This is a genomic window from Acinetobacter lwoffii, from assembly GCF_024129595.1.
In the GTDB taxonomy this organism is placed as follows: domain Bacteria; phylum Pseudomonadota; class Gammaproteobacteria; order Pseudomonadales; family Moraxellaceae; genus Acinetobacter; species Acinetobacter lwoffii_O.
This window is the reverse complement of record NZ_JAMXXS010000008.1, coordinates 25,917-41,373: the sequence shown is the minus strand read 5'-3', so window position 1 is coordinate 41,373 and position 15,457 is coordinate 25,917. Positions and strand designations below refer to the sequence as shown.

14 protein-coding genes are annotated in these 15,457 nt (G+C 43.1%); 7 read left to right on the top strand and 7 right to left on the bottom strand.

Features of this window, described 5'->3' with window-relative positions; genetic code table 11:
* Window positions 1-294: 294 nt before the first annotated feature.
* Together gloB and NI466_RS05985 are read right to left on the bottom strand one after the other, a co-directional pair.
* Window positions 295-1,029 (bottom strand): hydroxyacylglutathione hydrolase, encoded by a 735-nt coding sequence (gene gloB, locus NI466_RS05990; protein WP_004280019.1) that lies wholly within the window; start codon window positions 1,027-1,029, stop codon window positions 295-297.
* Between the two features lie 117 nt (window positions 1,030-1,146).
* Entirely contained in the window at window positions 1,147-1,734 is a 588-nt protein-coding gene (locus NI466_RS05985; protein ID WP_253173062.1) for a flavin reductase family protein, read from the bottom strand.
* Between the two features lie 119 nt (window positions 1,735-1,853).
* Here NI466_RS05985 and NI466_RS05980 point away from each other — a divergent pair, with 119 nt between their 5' ends.
* Together NI466_RS05980 and NI466_RS05975 are read left to right on the top strand one after the other, a co-directional pair.
* The gene (locus NI466_RS05980) at window positions 1,854-2,675 is read left to right on the top strand and encodes a PhzF family phenazine biosynthesis protein (protein WP_253173060.1); all 822 of its coding nucleotides are present in this window, start codon (window positions 1,854-1,856) and stop codon (window positions 2,673-2,675) included.
* 143 nt (window positions 2,676-2,818) lie between these two features.
* A complete protein-coding gene (locus NI466_RS05975; protein ID WP_253173058.1) occupies window positions 2,819-5,590 on the top strand; it encodes a M16 family metallopeptidase in 2,772 nt (923 codons plus the stop codon).
* A gap of 65 nt (window positions 5,591-5,655) precedes the next feature.
* Here the strand turns inward: NI466_RS05975 and NI466_RS05970 are convergent, their stop codons facing one another.
* The 3 genes from NI466_RS05970 to NI466_RS05960 form a co-directional block, all read right to left on the bottom strand.
* Complete coding sequence (locus NI466_RS05970) at window positions 5,656-5,916, bottom strand: hypothetical protein (RefSeq protein WP_159123777.1); 261 nt, start codon at window positions 5,914-5,916, stop codon at window positions 5,656-5,658.
* Window positions 5,917-5,950: 34 nt separating this feature from the next.
* Window positions 5,951-7,021 (bottom strand): amidohydrolase family protein, encoded by a 1,071-nt coding sequence (locus tag NI466_RS05965; RefSeq protein WP_253173057.1) that lies wholly within the window; start codon window positions 7,019-7,021, stop codon window positions 5,951-5,953.
* Between the two features lie 118 nt (window positions 7,022-7,139).
* Window positions 7,140-7,541, bottom strand: coding sequence for a DUF3144 domain-containing protein (locus NI466_RS05960; protein ID WP_004280011.1), 402 nt, complete (start codon window positions 7,539-7,541; stop codon window positions 7,140-7,142).
* A 111-nt stretch (window positions 7,542-7,652) separates the two neighbouring features.
* On the opposite strand from NI466_RS05960, the gene NI466_RS05955 reads away from it, so the two are divergent.
* Window positions 7,653-8,285 carry a hypothetical protein gene (locus NI466_RS05955; RefSeq protein ID WP_004280010.1) on the top strand — a complete coding sequence of 211 codons (633 nt, stop codon included), beginning with the start codon at window positions 7,653-7,655 and terminating at the stop codon, window positions 8,283-8,285.
* Window positions 8,286-8,307: 22 nt separating this feature from the next.
* Here NI466_RS05955 and NI466_RS05950 read toward each other — a convergent pair whose 3' ends face one another.
* Window positions 8,308-9,762 carry a CYTH and CHAD domain-containing protein gene (locus tag NI466_RS05950; protein ID WP_253173055.1) on the bottom strand — a complete coding sequence of 485 codons (1,455 nt, stop codon included), beginning with the start codon at window positions 9,760-9,762 and terminating at the stop codon, window positions 8,308-8,310.
* 140 nt (window positions 9,763-9,902) lie between these two features.
* Complete coding sequence (locus tag NI466_RS05945; RefSeq protein ID WP_253148154.1) at window positions 9,903-11,360, bottom strand: CYTH domain-containing protein; 1,458 nt, start codon at window positions 11,358-11,360, stop codon at window positions 9,903-9,905.
* A 328-nt stretch (window positions 11,361-11,688) separates the two neighbouring features.
* On the opposite strand from NI466_RS05945, the gene NI466_RS05940 reads away from it, so the two are divergent.
* The 4 genes from NI466_RS05940 (at window position 11,689) to NI466_RS05925 (ending at window position 15,373) form a co-directional block, all read left to right on the top strand.
* Window positions 11,689-12,072 carry an Mpo1-like protein gene (locus tag NI466_RS05940; RefSeq protein WP_253173053.1) on the top strand — a complete coding sequence of 128 codons (384 nt, stop codon included), beginning with the start codon at window positions 11,689-11,691 and terminating at the stop codon, window positions 12,070-12,072.
* A 780-nt stretch (window positions 12,073-12,852) separates the two neighbouring features.
* The gene (gene thiE, locus NI466_RS05935) at window positions 12,853-13,473 is read left to right on the top strand and encodes a thiamine phosphate synthase (RefSeq protein ID WP_253148156.1); all 621 of its coding nucleotides are present in this window, start codon (window positions 12,853-12,855) and stop codon (window positions 13,471-13,473) included.
* 38 nt (window positions 13,474-13,511) lie between these two features.
* Window positions 13,512-14,813, top strand: coding sequence for a glutamate-1-semialdehyde 2,1-aminomutase (gene hemL / locus NI466_RS05930; RefSeq protein WP_004280005.1), 1,302 nt, complete (start codon window positions 13,512-13,514; stop codon window positions 14,811-14,813).
* 143 nt (window positions 14,814-14,956) lie between these two features.
* Window positions 14,957-15,373 carry a GlcG/HbpS family heme-binding protein gene (locus tag NI466_RS05925; protein ID WP_004280003.1) on the top strand — a complete coding sequence of 139 codons (417 nt, stop codon included), beginning with the start codon at window positions 14,957-14,959 and terminating at the stop codon, window positions 15,371-15,373.
* The last annotated feature ends 84 nt before the right edge of the window (window positions 15,374-15,457 follow it).

The following is a 15,457-nucleotide window of genomic DNA, read 5'->3' as shown; positions in this document are numbered from 1 at the left end:
CATGCTGATTATTTAAGCAATGTTCCACGAATTTCTCTAATTTAAATCAATATCATCCTGTTATTTATAAGTCATTATTTCATGTGTTGGAACTGAAATTGGTTTCTAAAAAAATAGAGGACTTGATTAATTATAAGAAAGCAAAAAATGGCACAGAAAGACATTTTTTAGATGGAGATTCAACTTATTCCAATTTGTGCAAAATTTGTACGTGCCTTTCAATAACATTCTATGCATCGCAAATGACAAATAAGTAAGTCGGCTGAAGCATTGATCTTCAGCTTTGAATCCGGTTTAAAACTGATCTTTCAGGGTTCTTAAACGCTGGAATTCTTCCACGCTTTCTGCGCGCAGAAAAGGATTGGTTTGCAATTCATCTTCAATACTACTTGGCAGCGTGCACTGGCCTAGTATACGCAAACGCTCAATATGTTCGAAGCGTTCCAGAATTGCCGAATTGTCCGGTTCAACGTGTTTGGCAAACTGTGCATTCGATAATGTGTATTCATGGGTGCAATAGACTTGGGTGCGCGGTGGCAAGGCAGCCAGACGGGACAGTGAATGATACATCTGTGAATAGGTGCCTTCAAAAACCCGGCCACAACCCATGGCAAATAAGGTATCGCCGCAGAACAGCACATCAATCGCATCAATAAAATAAACAATATGGCCGAGTGTATGCCCGGGTACAGCAATCACCTGGATATCTATTCCATGAAAATTAAACTGTTCTTCATGCTCAAGAGGATGGGTGATAAACGGAATTTTGCTTAGTTCTGCCCGTGGGCCATACACAGGCAGATTTTGTCCTTGGATCAGTTCCGGCACACCGCCAATATGATCTTTATGCCAGTGAGTCAGCCAGATTTGACTTACAGTTAAACCGTGTTCGGCACAATAGTCTTGTACCAATTCTGCTTCGGTTGGATCAATCACAGCCACCTGATGCGACGCGGTATGTTCAAGCAACCAGATATAATTTTGCAGTGAATTCTGGACATCAATACAGTGAATTTTAAAGGGTGTCATAGCACATCACATCAAATGAAGATTATAGATAAAGTAGCATAATTTCGGATACTCTGGTGCTGGTTGATATCGTCTGATCATCCGCGATTACTTTCATTTATTCCAAATTTGAAAAATTTATAATTCCGGATCATCAATGCTCACCGCATTGCCGATGGTGTAAAAATGCCCGCCGGCTACATGATGAATACTTTTCCACTCTTCATCCACTTCATGATAATGCCAGTGGCCGTCGCGGAAGACCCGATCATCGGCATAGGCTGCAATCACCTTACCAATAAACAGGTCATGCATTTGCTGGTTATGCGGCTCGGGAATCAGCTCGCAGAGTATCCAGGCCGCACAGCCTTGTACTACAGGAATATTAGAACCAGAAAAATGAAATAGTTCTACTCCGGATTGTGCCAGTTTGTCCGGCACATCATGCAAGCTCTGCGTACCCAGACGATAGACTATATTCAGTTGTTTCAATGTTGGAATTTGCAGCGCGAAATAACCTGAATTTTCAATAATATTTCGGGTTTTGGTGCTTTTATCCAGAACCACAGTCACTTTTGCGGGGCTGAATTCCAATGCGCATGCCCAGGCTGCTGCCATAACATCTGTATCCTGCTGATCTTGAGCAGATACCAGTACAGTAGGGCCATGGGTAATCAGACGATAAGCTTTTTCTAAGGGAACGCTTTGAATATGGGAGTTTGTCATGCAGCACCATTTGCTCTATTTATTTACTAGGCCAGATTAATGAGATCATTAACATATTCAAGTTCATTCTTGCAAAAAAGCTTTTAAACTAGAGATCGTTATATTCAGGAATTCAAAAAATGAAAATGTACCAGGTCGATGCGTTTACCACGGAACTGTTTAAAGGCAATCCTGCAGCCGTGATTGTGCTGGATGAATGGCTCGAAGATGGTCTGATGCAAAATATCGCCTTGGAAAATAATCTGTCCGAAACGGCTTTTGTTAAAGTCATCGATAGCGATAATTATGCCATCCGCTGGTTTACGCCAACCAAGGAAGTGGATTTTTGTGGTCATGCGACATTGGCCAGCAGCTTTGTACTATTCAATCAATTTGATACGGGGAAAACGATTCATTTTCATGTAAAAGACTTAGGCATTTTTGTAGTCAATCAGGATGCAGATGGCAAGATCAGAATGAACTTTCCAGTTCGTCGTGCAGAGCCAGTTGCTGAATATCCTGAAGCTTTAAGACAGGCCTTGAGCAAACCGTTTAAACAGGTTTATCTGAACGCGCAGGGCTATATTGTTGAATATGAATCGGTACAGGATGTGCTGGATGAAATGCCTGATTTTGAACTGTTAAAACAGTTGAATGGCAAGCGTACAGCCATTACTGCTCAGAATACCTATTTAGACGTCGCAATCACTTCACAAGATACCCAATACGATTGTATTTCACGTTATTTTGCACCGAGTAATGGAATCAATGAAGATCCGGTAACAGGTTCAATTCACACCGGAATTGCACCGCTGTGGGCCGAAAAACTGGGTAAAAATGAACTGGTCGCCTATCAGGCATCAGCGCGTGGTGGGGTGCTATATTGTGCCTTGCAAGATCAGGATCGAATTGAAATTTCCGGTTATGGAAAATTATATATGCAAGCTGAAATTTATCTTTAATTTTTTAATTACATAGAACTACATGTCGTCAGGTGAGGCGGCATGTTATTTTGATGGTCCGGCTTGGAATAGATTATTCAGAAAAAGAATCATTCTCTAAGAAGGGCGCGAATAAAAATTTATATTTATAATTTGGATGAAGAATGTTGCTACGTTATAAAAATTTAAGTCTGGCGATTGTATTGTCTGGCTGTAGTGCACTGAGTTTTGCACAACCTGTTTTGGTGAAAACGGAACAAAATGTTGAAGAATACCGACTGGATAATGGACTGCGCATTATCCTGGCACCGAATGATAAAGAAAATAAAGTTTTTATGAATACGGTCTATCTGACCGGCTCCCTGAATGATCCTCAGGGCAAGGGCGGACTGGCCCATCTGCTGGAACATTTGGCCTTTAAAGGCACAGAAAATGTCAAAGGGGATGAATTCCAGCGTCGACTGGATCAATATACCTTGATGACCAATGCCAGTACCGACTATTACTCAACCAAATATACTAATGTGATCCGTCCTGAAAAAGCAGCATTAAGTGAAGTCATTTTTCTGGAAGCTGAACGCATGGACAAGCTGGTGCTTCAGGAAAAATATGTACCGACTGAAATTGATATTGTAAAACGCGAGCGTGAAATCCGGCTGGACCAACCATTTTCGGTATTGATCGATCTGGTGTTTAAATCGGCCTATGGCAATCAGTATCTAGGCCGTTTGCCAATTGGTGACCTAAATGAGCTGCAATCCATCAATATGCAGGAGCTGAACCGTTTTTACCGTCAATGGTATGCACCGAATAATGCCTTTATGGTGATTTCAGGCAAGTTTGACAAGGCCGAAGTGTTAAAACAGCTGGATACGCATTTCAGTCCGATTCAATCCCGAAATGTACCAGCGCAAGTGAAAGTCCCAGCGCTTAAACTAGAGCAAATCAAACAGCGTGAATTTACAGTAAAGAAAGGCAGTGATTTGGCCAAGTTTAATCTTTATTTGAATCAATCCGAAGAAAGCATTAAAACGGCTTTGGCTGTTTCGCCAACGCTCTATACTTTGCAGCCAAGTGGACATCTCTATCAGAATATGGTGGAAACTGGAAAATCGACTGCGGTGCAATCCAGCACCTGGCTGGATAAAGACTTTAATCTGGTGTTTATGGGGGCAATCTATGCCCCGAATCATCAGGCACAGGCGATAGAGCAGGGGCTGACTCAAGGCGTCGAACAGAGCCAGCCATTTACCGAAGCAGAATTAAACCGGGCTAAAAATCTGACCCGAAATCAGGCCGACAATATTAAAAATAGTGCGACTGCTTTGGGTTCGCGTTTAAGCGATTATGCAGTGACGTATTCGGGTGACTGGAGCCAGTATTTTAAAGATCTGAACGCGATTCAAAACCTGAATGTGAATCAGGTCAATCAGGTTTATAAGAGTTTTTTAAGACCTGAATACCGGATTTCTGGCAATATTTTACCTACCCCGGAAGATCAGAAAAAAGCGCAGGAACTGGCACAAACAGAAGCACCGGCAAAAACCCTGGACCAGCAGGCTGAAACAGAAGAGCCTCTGAAAGATGTCAGTGTCTATCAGGCTGAAGTAAAACAATATATACAGCAGTCCAAACAGTATTTGCATAATAAAGACAAACAGATTCAGCGTGGCAAGTTGAAAAATGGCATTAAATACGCGCTGTTTCCGACGACTACACGCGATGATAAAGTCTATGCCACAATTTCACTGGATTTTGGTACCGCTCAAAGTCTGATGAATAAAGGCGAGATTCTTGATCTGACCGCTTATTTAATGTTGCGCTCATCGAAAACCCAAAGCTTGCAGCAGATTGCCGATAAAATTATTGAAGTAGGCGGTTCGGCGACTGCCAGTGCATCCGGCAATGGCCTGACCTTGCAGATTAGCGCCAAAAAAGAAAAGTTTGAAGAGTTTTTCCAGTATGTGGTTGATGTACTGAAAACGCCGGCATTTGAGCAAAGCCAGTTTGACTTGATCAAGAGTCAAACTTTATCCAGTCTGGATCGTCCTTACACTGAACCAGATACCGTGTCGAGCTTGACGATAGCGCGAACTCTCGAGATCTATCAGCCTGGCGATCTGCGTTTCCATTTCGAGCCTGAACTGGCCAAAAAACAGTATCAGAAAGCGACTCGCGAACAGGTTGTGGCACTGTATCAGCAGTTTTTAAAAACCCAGCATGCGCAAATCGCGGTTACGGGCGAATTTAATCCAAAATCGATGCAAAATGTACTGAAAAATAGTTTTTCAGACTGGAAAGCTACACAGCCTTATGATCGTCTGAAATCGGAATATCGAAGCTATCCAGCCCAGAAAATTCATGCGTTGTCTGAGCAGCGTGAATTCGGGAGTTATGAGGCATTCATGAGCATGCCGGTCGGCGCAGATCATGCCGATGCACCTGCATTACAGGTATTTCGATATATTCTGGGTGATTCACAGTTATCGTCACGACTGGCACAAGAGCTACGCGAGAAAAATGCCCTAGTCTATGGTTTTAGTGCAGATGTGCAACTCGATGAATGGGCAGATGTGGGCGCCATGATGATTAGTGCCAATTATACGGCTGGAAAATCCGCACAGGTTTCTCAGGCAGTGCATAAGGTACTCAATGAACTGCTGACACGTGGCGTGACTGAACAGGAAGTCGAAGCGGCAAAAGCCAGTATCTTGAAACAGCGTTTAACTGCACTCGAAGATGATCGCCGTATTCACACTATGTTGATTCCACAGCTGGAAAAAGACCGTAATCTGGTTTACCGGGAAAAACGTGATCAGGCGATTGCTCAACTGAGCAAAGCCGATATTGATGCCATGATCAAAAAATACATCAAGCCGGACCAGCTGGTTGAAGTGATGGCTGATCAGTATGGTAAGCAAGTTAAAACATCATAGTGTTGATAAAAAAATCCCCTCAAATGAGGGGGTTTTTTTATTTACCATATTATTAAAAGCCCAATTTAAGTAACTTTTCTGGTGAACAGGATTCCACCTAAAACACCAGATAATACAGCGCAGGGCAAGCTCCACCAGAAAGTGGCAAAGAGAAAAAGGAAAATACCACCTGATACCAAGATTGATCCTAAAGCGATATCTTTATTAAAGGGTAAGTGGATCATATGTTGGTAATAGTAGGATGCGATTCCACTAAAACAGATCACCAAGCAAGTATATAAAAGCTTTTCTGACAAGGGACTAGCGATCATTTCTTCCCAGAGCATATGTATTTTCCTCCTTTTTTAAGGATCCAGACTCTTATTCTTCTAATTTATAAAACGCTTTAGCATTTTCATAAAAGATCGGCTTTAACGCATTTTCATTGTAGTCCTGAACAATATCGCTAAAGGCATCAATAATGTTGGTGAGTGAGCTGCTGACACTGTCCATTGGAAAGTTGGATGCAAACATCACGCGCCCAGAACCAAAACAGTCTAAAGTATGCTGGATCACGGGTGCGGCACGTTCCACTAATTCCTGTTTACTTGCCAGCCGTTTCTGCGTGTGAAAATCATGTACCAAGACTGGCATAAACAGACCAGACATTTTGGTCGATACATTTTTGCATTCGGCCAGTTCTGCCAACTGATCTTTCCAGTCTGCAAATATCTGGGTGCGATCTTGTTCGGTCTTGCCTGTAGCTTTGCCCACTTTGCCAAATAAACCTGCGGGCGTACCCAGATGATCCAGCACAATAGGGGTGTTTGGAAAGGCTTTGGCCAGCGCAGTAACATCCGCAATCTGGGTAGAGTACACCCAGGCATCAAAGCTTAAATCTTGCCTGGCCAGTTCTTCAAAGCCCTTCAGGAAATCTGTGTTGCGATAGAGATGCGGTTCATCGGTCCAGGCATGAATCTCTTTATCTGGATGTACTGCAGCCATTTTACGGATGCCCCGAAACTTGGGAGAAGCTTCGCGATGCAATTGAATCAACTGTTTAAAATTTTTCTGCCGCGGATCCGCCGTGGCGACAATTCCACCCAATTGGATAGTGTGCTGATCAAAAGGAAGCCCAGCGATAAAACGGGTTTCATTTACCACACCCGTACCTTTATGGTCATGCCAGCTGGCTTCAACATGCACAATCTGCTCTATTTCATAATGTCCTGCATCTTTCTTGTAATTTGCAGGCAGATAAGGTGCAGTCAGGTGCTGTGTCAGGCCAATGGTCTCAATGACGTCTCTGGGTTTCAACAGTCGAACCATTCTGTCTAGTAATTTGGGATGATTGCCGAACAGCTTTACCGCTAGCGCTGCCGCATGTGGGGTATTGTACGGATCCCATTGGTGGATATGAGGGTCAATGATCGGGAAGGGAAGTTGCTGCATGCTATGCCTTGTTTTCGTTTATTTATTATTCAATTTATATAGTGCTTAAATCACTTTAAAGTCAATATGATAAATGACAGCAAATAAAAAAAGCCCCGCGGGGCTTTTCGTATTTTAATCAATGATCATGCTTGTGATCATGGTTATGCTTGTTGGCATGAAACTCTTCATTGTGACGGAAACGTAAATAGTTTTCGAACTGTTCACAGTATTCATCATAGTTATCTTCCAGCATCATTTGAAATTGCTGCAAGATATAAGACATGACCTGATCTTTGGCATCGCGCATTTCATTCCCATCTTTAAAGTTATTCGCTGCCACCCAGGTATTGAAACGGGCAGTACCAAATAACATCGCCGCACTGACTTGACCGCGCTTATCGCTCGGTTTTTCCTGTGAGCCTTTTTCTACGCGACAAAACTCGTTGGCTTGTTGAATAAATTCATCAGCACGTTCAAAGAATGCCGCATTTAACGCTTCTTCTTCGGTTACATCGGTTGCTTCAATCTTTTGAACCATGAATTTGTTCCTAACACTAAAATCTCAATCGTTAATTATAGGCAAAGCCTTGCAGAAACTAAACCTTTGCCTTAATCTAAAAAATAGCCTAAGCATATAAAAGTGAATGCCATGCAGGATGCGATTGCAGTACAAAGCCTAAAAAGTGATATTGCCTTATTGCGCCAGAATATTTGGCCACCGGCAAATCTAGCCAATGTTGAAGGCTTGCCGATTTATTATGGCAGCCAGTCACAGGTAGATGAATACTATAGCCAGTGGCTCGGGCTGATTGAAAGGGCACAGGATCTGTTTCAGCCTTTTATGGAAGATGAAATCTTGGATGCGATCCATCTGCCGAGTCATTTAAACTTGCCGCTGTTTTATTTTCATGTTGACCGGATTCGCATTAATAAAACCCGCGCCAAGGAATCCAAAACTTTCCGTGGGGTCGCCAGCCTGATCGAAAAATGCGGCCAGTTCGAACCCGAGCAGATTGCAGCCATGCGGCAGTGGCTTGATAGTGACGATACTGCAGCTTTGGTGGCACACCGTGAATTTGTGGATTTACGCACTTATGTGTTTCAGCATGGCCAGAGCGAATATACGCGCACCCGTTTTTATGTGAATGGGATTGTGCTGAGTGTTGAGCCACATTTTGAACTGGTCGATGCACGCGATAAGCCACGCAAGCAACGCAGCGACAGTTATAACGATCCTCTGGCAGATAATAATACCTGGAAAGTATTCGGCAAATATCGCTAGCACAGTTTGACCAAGCCCTGTCTTACCAGAAGGGCTTGGTATTTTCTGCAAACTGCTGTAAACGCTCTGCTGCTTCGTTCGACAAACGCTGCTGTTCCGCACTTATCCAGCCCAGTACAAACCAGGCCTTGGCCTGTTGTTTAACATAAGGTCTAAATAATTCGTCTGCAACAAACAGGTCGTTATAATGCCCGAGGCTCTCCTGCAAGGGTTTTAAGGCTTTTAGATAAGCTTTGACCTCTTTTTCAGGAAATAAGCTTTGCAAGAATTCTACGTTATAGCGTAAATGTTTGACCCGCTTGCGTGTCCGATGCCGGGATTCAATATCCAGTTCTTGATAGTTCTCGGCATCCTGGCAGATTTGCTGATGCAGCTTGCTCAGGCCTTTACACAAAATTTTATGCGAAGACTTGGCTTTACCCTCTGTATTTTCTTGGCTAAAGCTGAATAGTTGCAGCATTAATTCTACTGTGGCAGGACTTCTGAACAGCGCACTGATATCTGGTTGTTTTTGTCGGTGTGGTGGTAATTTCAGTAAGGGTGAACCTGCTTTTTCCAGTTGTGGAATCAGGCTTTCTGCCAGGGCATCGCGATCTCGGGTGGAACCCAGTTGCTGAAAAATATCCCGCAGCTGTTCCGGCCATTCTGGCTGTACATGTTCAGTCACGGACTGGAAAATTTTAAAAGCACTGCGCAAACGTCGAATCGCAACACGTGCCTGATGCACATGATCACTATTATAATTTTCGGCAGCAATCGCCGTCGCATTTGGGAAAAGATGAGCCAGACAGTTGGCGACAATTTTTTGTAAAATCGTACTGATCTGATCTTTCTGTTCAAGCACTAAGGGAAGCTGATGCTGAACTGGCAGACTCTCTTCATCATGTAATAAGGCATAACCGCGTTCCGATTTGCTCCGTGTATCCAGCCACAAAGCATAACGCTGAACCCAGGGCTGAATGAAATCAATCAATTCACTCAGCTGGCCGGATTTAAGCTCAAATTCGACTTCATAAATATCGATGGCTTGATCATTGTGTCGAATTTCTCCGACATCAAAGGCAATTTCAATCTTACTGTCCAGATGACTTTCTGTGAGTACATACCGTACGACATCTGTTTCAAATTGCAGAATAAGCGGTGTCTCCAGATCACCGAGCGCCTGTTTCAGGATTTTTTTGGCAGGTTTATGTTTGCGATATAACTGAAAATCACAATGTTCCGGAGGACTTTTTAATTCATGCTCAAGTTCAAAACGTTCAAATTGTTGTTCAGTCGCTGCTTTCAGGGTTTGAATCCATTGCTGGTCTTCCAGACGTTGCCGCAGGGCAATCTGATGTTGTTGTAATTGTTGCGCTTCAGTATCAAAGTAGCGTGCACACAGACGATGCCGAGTCGGCTGAAGTTTCTGAATGTCCTGTTCAAATTGCACACGAGACTGTGGCGGAATCTGGAATTTGAGTTCTATTTCTGCCATCGGGTCATTCCTCCGCGATGTTGGTTTTATAGATTAATATAGCCCAAAGATCGGCAGGGGTGTGATGTGCTTCTGCAACAAAAAAGCACGCCAGAGAAGGCGTGCTTTGAGTTTTTCTTGTGATATTTATTTCAATATGTTTATTTCAGGAATTTACGACTGACCAAGAACTGTTCGGTCGCTTCAAGCAGTTTCTGCGCATAGACTTCCTGCTTGGCGGTCAGCCAGCCCAGCACAAACCAGTCACTTGCTTCCAGCTCGGTCTGCTGAATATAAACTGCAGAAGAGGCCAAAGTTTGATATTCACTGGCTGCCAGTTGAGCATCGTTCAGCGCTTTGCTGTATTTCTGCAAATTTTTGACATCATAGATCGTGGTTAAAATCGGGAAGCTGAATTTGAGTTCCTGAATTCGGCCAGACAATTGATCCAGACTTTCAAAATTAGTGATATCCGTCTGGTTCATTTGTTCCTGCAAGGCTTTATATTGCTGTTGCAAGGTAGTTTGCGCAGCAGTTTTCAGGTCCAGCGAGGCATGCTCATTTTCATTTAAACTGAACATCAGCAATTCCAGATAATGATGCACATTCTGGGTGGATTTGACCAGATTACCGAGTTTCTCCTGCGCATACAGAATATCTTTGCTCAGATTTTCTGCCGTGGTTGGATTTTGCAGGAAGCCGGCCAAGCTGTTTTGCATATGCTGCAAATGTTGCAGATGTTCAAATTGCTGCTTAAAGGCCGCCAGTTGATGTGCCCATTTATCCGAAAGCTGTGGATGCCAGTCTTTGAATAGCAGCAAGGTCAGATATAAGTGATCTAGTGCCAGTCGTGCCTGATCAATATGTTCCTGCTCTGCAACCTGAGCTGCAATCGCCGCGATATTCGGCAATAAATGCTGCATCTGCTGTGCAATCAGACTGCACATGGTTTTACTGGCGCTGTCTTTTTTGCTGATCTGAAATTCTTTGCTGAGGGTCGCAGGACTGACGCGCTGTGAAGTCGCCAGTAAATTGCCTATTTCAGCCTTGCTGCGTACATCGAGCCAGAGCTGATATTTCTTGACCCATTCAAAACTAAACGCCAGCAGATGTTGAATTGAACCATTTTTAAGCTCGAACTCGACTTCATGTACTTCTTGTTCGGCATCCTGTGTGCGGATAAGCCCAATATCCAGGCTGACTTCGATCTGGGTGTCTTCATAGTCAATCACCCTTAACGTACGGGAAATATCGGTTTCAAACTGGAGTTGGAGCTGGTCGAACTGATTGCCGAGTGCATTGCTGAGAATTGCCCCGGCTTCTGGAAATTTTTTATAAATATCTAAATCCAGTTCAGGAGATGCGGTTAATTCCCCTAGATCATGATTATGTTCAAAGCGTTCGATATGACTTTTTCCGGCCGCTTTTAGGGTTTGAACCCAACGTGTACCTTCCAGACGCTGACGCAGTGCTACCCCATGCCGGGCCAGTTGACGGTCGACCGTATCATAATATTTGGCTTGAAGCTGGATCTGTTGAGACTTTTTCGGATCAAGTGCCTTGAGCAGCGCAGTGCGTCTTGCCGCAGGAATCTGGAACTTGAGTTCAACTTCAACCATGATGATCATCCTATCTGTTCAGTGCAATTACACACTAAATCTTCACTTGAATAAGGTTCTTAAATGAGGCGGACAGCAGCCGCAATTATATTTTTAGATTTGTGCGCAGCAGATTGTAACTAAAATCAAAATGCATGTAAGACTTGACTGAACATAAAAAGCTTAAATAGAAGTTTGAAACCTAGATTTCATCGGTTCATTTTAGGCTAAAACGATCGGATTCAGGCGTTCACAGGGATGTTCAAGATGCATTGAAGCGCGAATCAAAAGGCTGTTATTTGGCTAAAATATACGCTAAGGTAAAACAAAAACGTCAGGATGATGACAGATGAATGTACAAGTACAACCAGAAAGTAATAATGAGATGGTGGTTCAGCCCCAGATGCCGATTAAGAATTATCATGAATTTTATCGCTTCTATTTGACTGAGCATCGGCATATTATTAGCCGCCGTCTGCACGTGGCCGGCAGTAGCATCGGTTTATACTGTTTTGCCAAAGCCATTCGTCAAGGCAAGCCGCGATATTTTGCATATGGTTTACTCTCGGGCTATGCCTGTGCCTGGGTCGGTCATTTTATCTTTGAGCGCAATAAACCAGCCAGCTTCAAACAGCCTGTATATAGCTTTATCTCGGACTGGCGCATGTTTGCCGATGTCCTGCGTGGTAATATCAGTCTGATCGACCTTAAATACGATAAAATTTCCAGTTAAGCCAGAATGACTTTTATCGGAATGTGCCCACTTAAAGCATGAAATTTCGATAAAAGCCTTGCAAGTCTAGAATTATTATTCTAATAATTATGGTATTGCAGATTAGGTTTTTTGATCAACCATTATATTTTAATTAATACATCAGTTTTCCAAGCCTGGAGCGACCTTCTCCGGGCTTTTTTTATGCCTGTTTGCTACCAATAAATGTTCAAGATTTTGCTCATGCTATTGTGTAAATATTCATAGAAGAATTCATGTGGATTTGTGCTGAAAGTAAAAGATCCTTTCTGGCTTTGAAACGTTTTCCCACAAACGAATGACTCAAAACCAGAAAGGATCGGGTATTACAAACACAGGTATTTATTTTTCTGTTTATTTTCTGTGTCTAAGGCTATTTAAGACGCTTCGTGCCGATTGGGCTATCCCTGAAAATGGGTATTTTTAATATTAATTAATTTGAGTACGCTTGAGCCAGGCGAAAAAAAGACAAAAAAATCGCTCTTAGAATTTTGCAACTTCTCCACCAAGTTATCTGCAAAATCCTAAAAGCGTTTGTCGGAGGGCGTAAGCATTAACACGTTATAATTATTGTTATAAGGCCATTAAAACGCAGATTTGAAAGTCCGTATATCCCTGAAAATGGTGATATTTACGATTTAATTGATAAATTGTGCTAAAAAACTGCAAATCTGTTGCTGCCCAGTCTCAGAAACAGCAAGATGGCGGCAATTAAACCGAGTTATGCCTATAATAGAGCCATCCTAGCAAGTGGCGAGCAAGATGCGCGGTTTATATTTAATTACCAATGATGATCCATTAGAGCTTTTATTAGCGAAGTTGGAAGGTGCAATGGCCAATGGTGGTGTTGCGGTCTTGCAATATCGCCGTAAAAAAGTGGCGAAAGAAGATCAAATTTACGAAATCGAGTATATGAAAGCCATGTGTGCTGAATATGCTGTACCTTTCGTGATTAATGATGATCTGGAAATGGCGGTTAAATACGGCGTGGGTGTGCATTTAGGCCAGGAAGATGGTTCGATTGTCGATGCTGTAGCACGTTTGCCTAAAGGCGTGTTGATTGGCCGTAGCTGTAATAACTCACTTGAGCTGGCTGAACAGGCAATTGCTGATGGTGCAAATTATGTGGCATTTGGAGCAATTTATGCTACTGACAGTAAACCTGAAGCCGGTAATATTGGTCTGGAAACCTTAAAACTGGCCAAAGAGAAATTAAACGTACCTCTCTGTGCGATTGGCGGTTTAACGGTTGAAAATTCAAAGGATGTCATTGAGTCAGGTGCGGATTATTGCGCGGTGATTAGTGATATATTGGGACTTCCTATGAATGCCATTCCTGAACGTTTAGATGAATGGTCTGCGCTTTTTCAAGCTACAGCATAAAATTTTTTGATTGATTTAATTTTGAGTCGAGTGCCTTCATGAGCTTATCTCCAAAGCAAGAACAATTGTTCAAACAAGCCAATAAACATATCCCGGGTGGCGTCAATTCACCTGTACGCGCATTTAATAGTGTCGGTGGGACGCCGGTCTTTATCGAAAAAGCCCAAGGTGCGTATCTGTATGATGTCGATGGCAAACGTTATGTGGACTATGTAGGTTCATGGGGGCCGATGATTTTGGGTCATGCGCATCCAGCGATTATTAAAGCGGTTCAGGATGCCGCAGTAGACGGTTTGAGCTTTGGTGCGCCCACAGTTCATGAAACCACACTGGCAGACATTATCTGCGAGATCATGCCATCGATTGAGCTGGTTCGTATGACCAACTCAGGTACAGAAGCGACCATGACCGCGATTCGTTTAGCGCGTGGTTATACTGGCCGTGACAAGATTGTAAAATTTGAAGGCTGTTATCACGGTCATTCGGATTCATTATTGGTAAAAGCCGGTTCAGGTTTATTGACCAGTGGTGAAGGGGAAGCGACGTCGGCAGGCGTGCCAGCGGATTTTGCAAAACATACGCTGACACTTCCATATAACGACATCGCGACTTTAAAAGAATGCTTTGCCAAATTTGGTTCGGAAATTGCCGGCGTGATTGTTGAGCCAGTCGCAGGCAACATGAACTTGGTGAAACCAATTGACGGTTTCCTGCAAGCGATTCGTGATGTCTGTGATGAACATGGTTCAGTGTTTATCATTGATGAAGTAATGACCGGTTTCCGTGTCGGTTTGGGTGGTGCGCAAGCACATTATGGCGTTACTCCGGATTTAACCACTTTAGGTAAAATCATTGGTGCAGGTCTGCCAGTGGGCGCTTTTGGTGGTAAGCGTGAAGTGATGGAATGTATTGCACCACTGGGTAAGGTATACCAAGCAGGTACATTGTCGGGTAATCCACTGGCAATGCGTGCCGGTATCGAGATGTTCAAGCATTTACGTACCGAAGGTTTTTATGAAAAATTAACCGCACAACTCGAAAAATTGCTCGCCGGTTTACAAACTGCTGCTGATGAAGCAGGCATTCCATTCAAGACCCAACAAGTGGGCGGTATGTTTGGTCTTTACTTTACCGATCAGGAAGATATTACTAGCTTCGACTCTATGCTGAAATGCGATGTCGATGCGTTCCGTAAATTCTTCCATGGCATGTTAAATCGTGGCGTAAACCTTGCACCATCTGCTTTTGAAGCAGGATTTATTTCTGCTGCGCATAGTGATGAAGATATTGCTTACACGATTCAAGCGGCTAAAGAAACTTTTGCTGAGATGAAAGCGTAATACCTCTCCCAAACCCTCTCCTTTAAGGAGAGGGCTTTCATCTATCGAATAGAAATGAAAATTTAAAGACTTCCTCCAGTATTCTTGCGCTATATATGGCTCAGGCTTAGGGGGAATTACATTTAAAATTAGAGATCATTTTCATGCAAACCAAACATTATTTGACTTTAAGCGATGCGGAATTTTTATTAGATCAAGCCCATCAATATGCCATTCAGAACAGTTTTAATGTCAGTATTGCAGTCGTAGATGAAACGGGTAATTTGCTTGCGATGAAGCGTATGGATGGTGCAGCACCGATGACTGCAAATCTGGCCGTCGAAAAGGCTAAATGTTCAGCTATGAGTCGCCATCCCTCCAAACTGTTTGAGGATATTATCAAAGGCGGACAGATGGGTTTTCTGACCATGGAAACTTTCTCAGGAATGTTGGAAGGTGGTGAACCGATTCTGTATCAAGGCCAGCTCGTCGGTGCGATGGGTGTGTCGGGTGTGAAGTCGTTTGAAGATGCGGAGATTGCACAGGTAGCCATTGAGAAATTTTTGGCTAAGCAAAGCTAATCCAAAATAGAAATTGATCAGCTTAATTTAATAAAATCATTCAAAGTTGTACCAAAATGAAGCGTGGAACGTGAAATATCAACT

Excerpts from the sequence above, each read along its gene's own strand:
- NI466_RS05940 (WP_253173053.1), top strand. The coding sequence starts at position 11,689 with ATGAATGTACAAGTACAACCAGAAAGTAATAATGAGATGGTGGTTCAG.
- thiE (WP_253148156.1), top strand. The coding sequence starts at position 12,853 with ATGCGCGGTTTATATTTAATTACCAATGATGATCCATTAGAGCTTTTA.
- gloB (WP_004280019.1), bottom strand. The coding sequence starts at position 1,029 with ATGACACCCTTTAAAATTCACTGTATTGATGTCCAGAATTCACTGCAA.
- NI466_RS05975 (WP_253173058.1), top strand. The coding sequence starts at position 2,819 with ATGTTGCTACGTTATAAAAATTTAAGTCTGGCGATTGTATTGTCTGGC.
- NI466_RS05945 (WP_253148154.1), bottom strand. The coding sequence starts at position 11,360 with ATGGTTGAAGTTGAACTCAAGTTCCAGATTCCTGCGGCAAGACGCACT.
- NI466_RS05985 (WP_253173062.1), bottom strand. The coding sequence starts at position 1,734 with ATGACAAACTCCCATATTCAAAGCGTTCCCTTAGAAAAAGCTTATCGT.
- NI466_RS05955 (WP_004280010.1), top strand. The coding sequence starts at position 7,653 with ATGCAGGATGCGATTGCAGTACAAAGCCTAAAAAGTGATATTGCCTTA.
- NI466_RS05970 (WP_159123777.1), bottom strand. The coding sequence starts at position 5,916 with ATGCTCTGGGAAGAAATGATCGCTAGTCCCTTGTCAGAAAAGCTTTTA.
- NI466_RS05980 (WP_253173060.1), top strand. The coding sequence starts at position 1,854 with ATGAAAATGTACCAGGTCGATGCGTTTACCACGGAACTGTTTAAAGGC.
- NI466_RS05950 (WP_253173055.1), bottom strand. The coding sequence starts at position 9,762 with ATGGCAGAAATAGAACTCAAATTCCAGATTCCGCCACAGTCTCGTGTG.
- NI466_RS05925 (WP_004280003.1), top strand. The coding sequence starts at position 14,957 with ATGCAAACCAAACATTATTTGACTTTAAGCGATGCGGAATTTTTATTA.
- NI466_RS05965 (WP_253173057.1), bottom strand. The coding sequence starts at position 7,021 with ATGCAGCAACTTCCCTTCCCGATCATTGACCCTCATATCCACCAATGG.
- NI466_RS05960 (WP_004280011.1), bottom strand. The coding sequence starts at position 7,541 with ATGGTTCAAAAGATTGAAGCAACCGATGTAACCGAAGAAGAAGCGTTA.
- hemL (WP_004280005.1), top strand. The coding sequence starts at position 13,512 with ATGAGCTTATCTCCAAAGCAAGAACAATTGTTCAAACAAGCCAATAAA.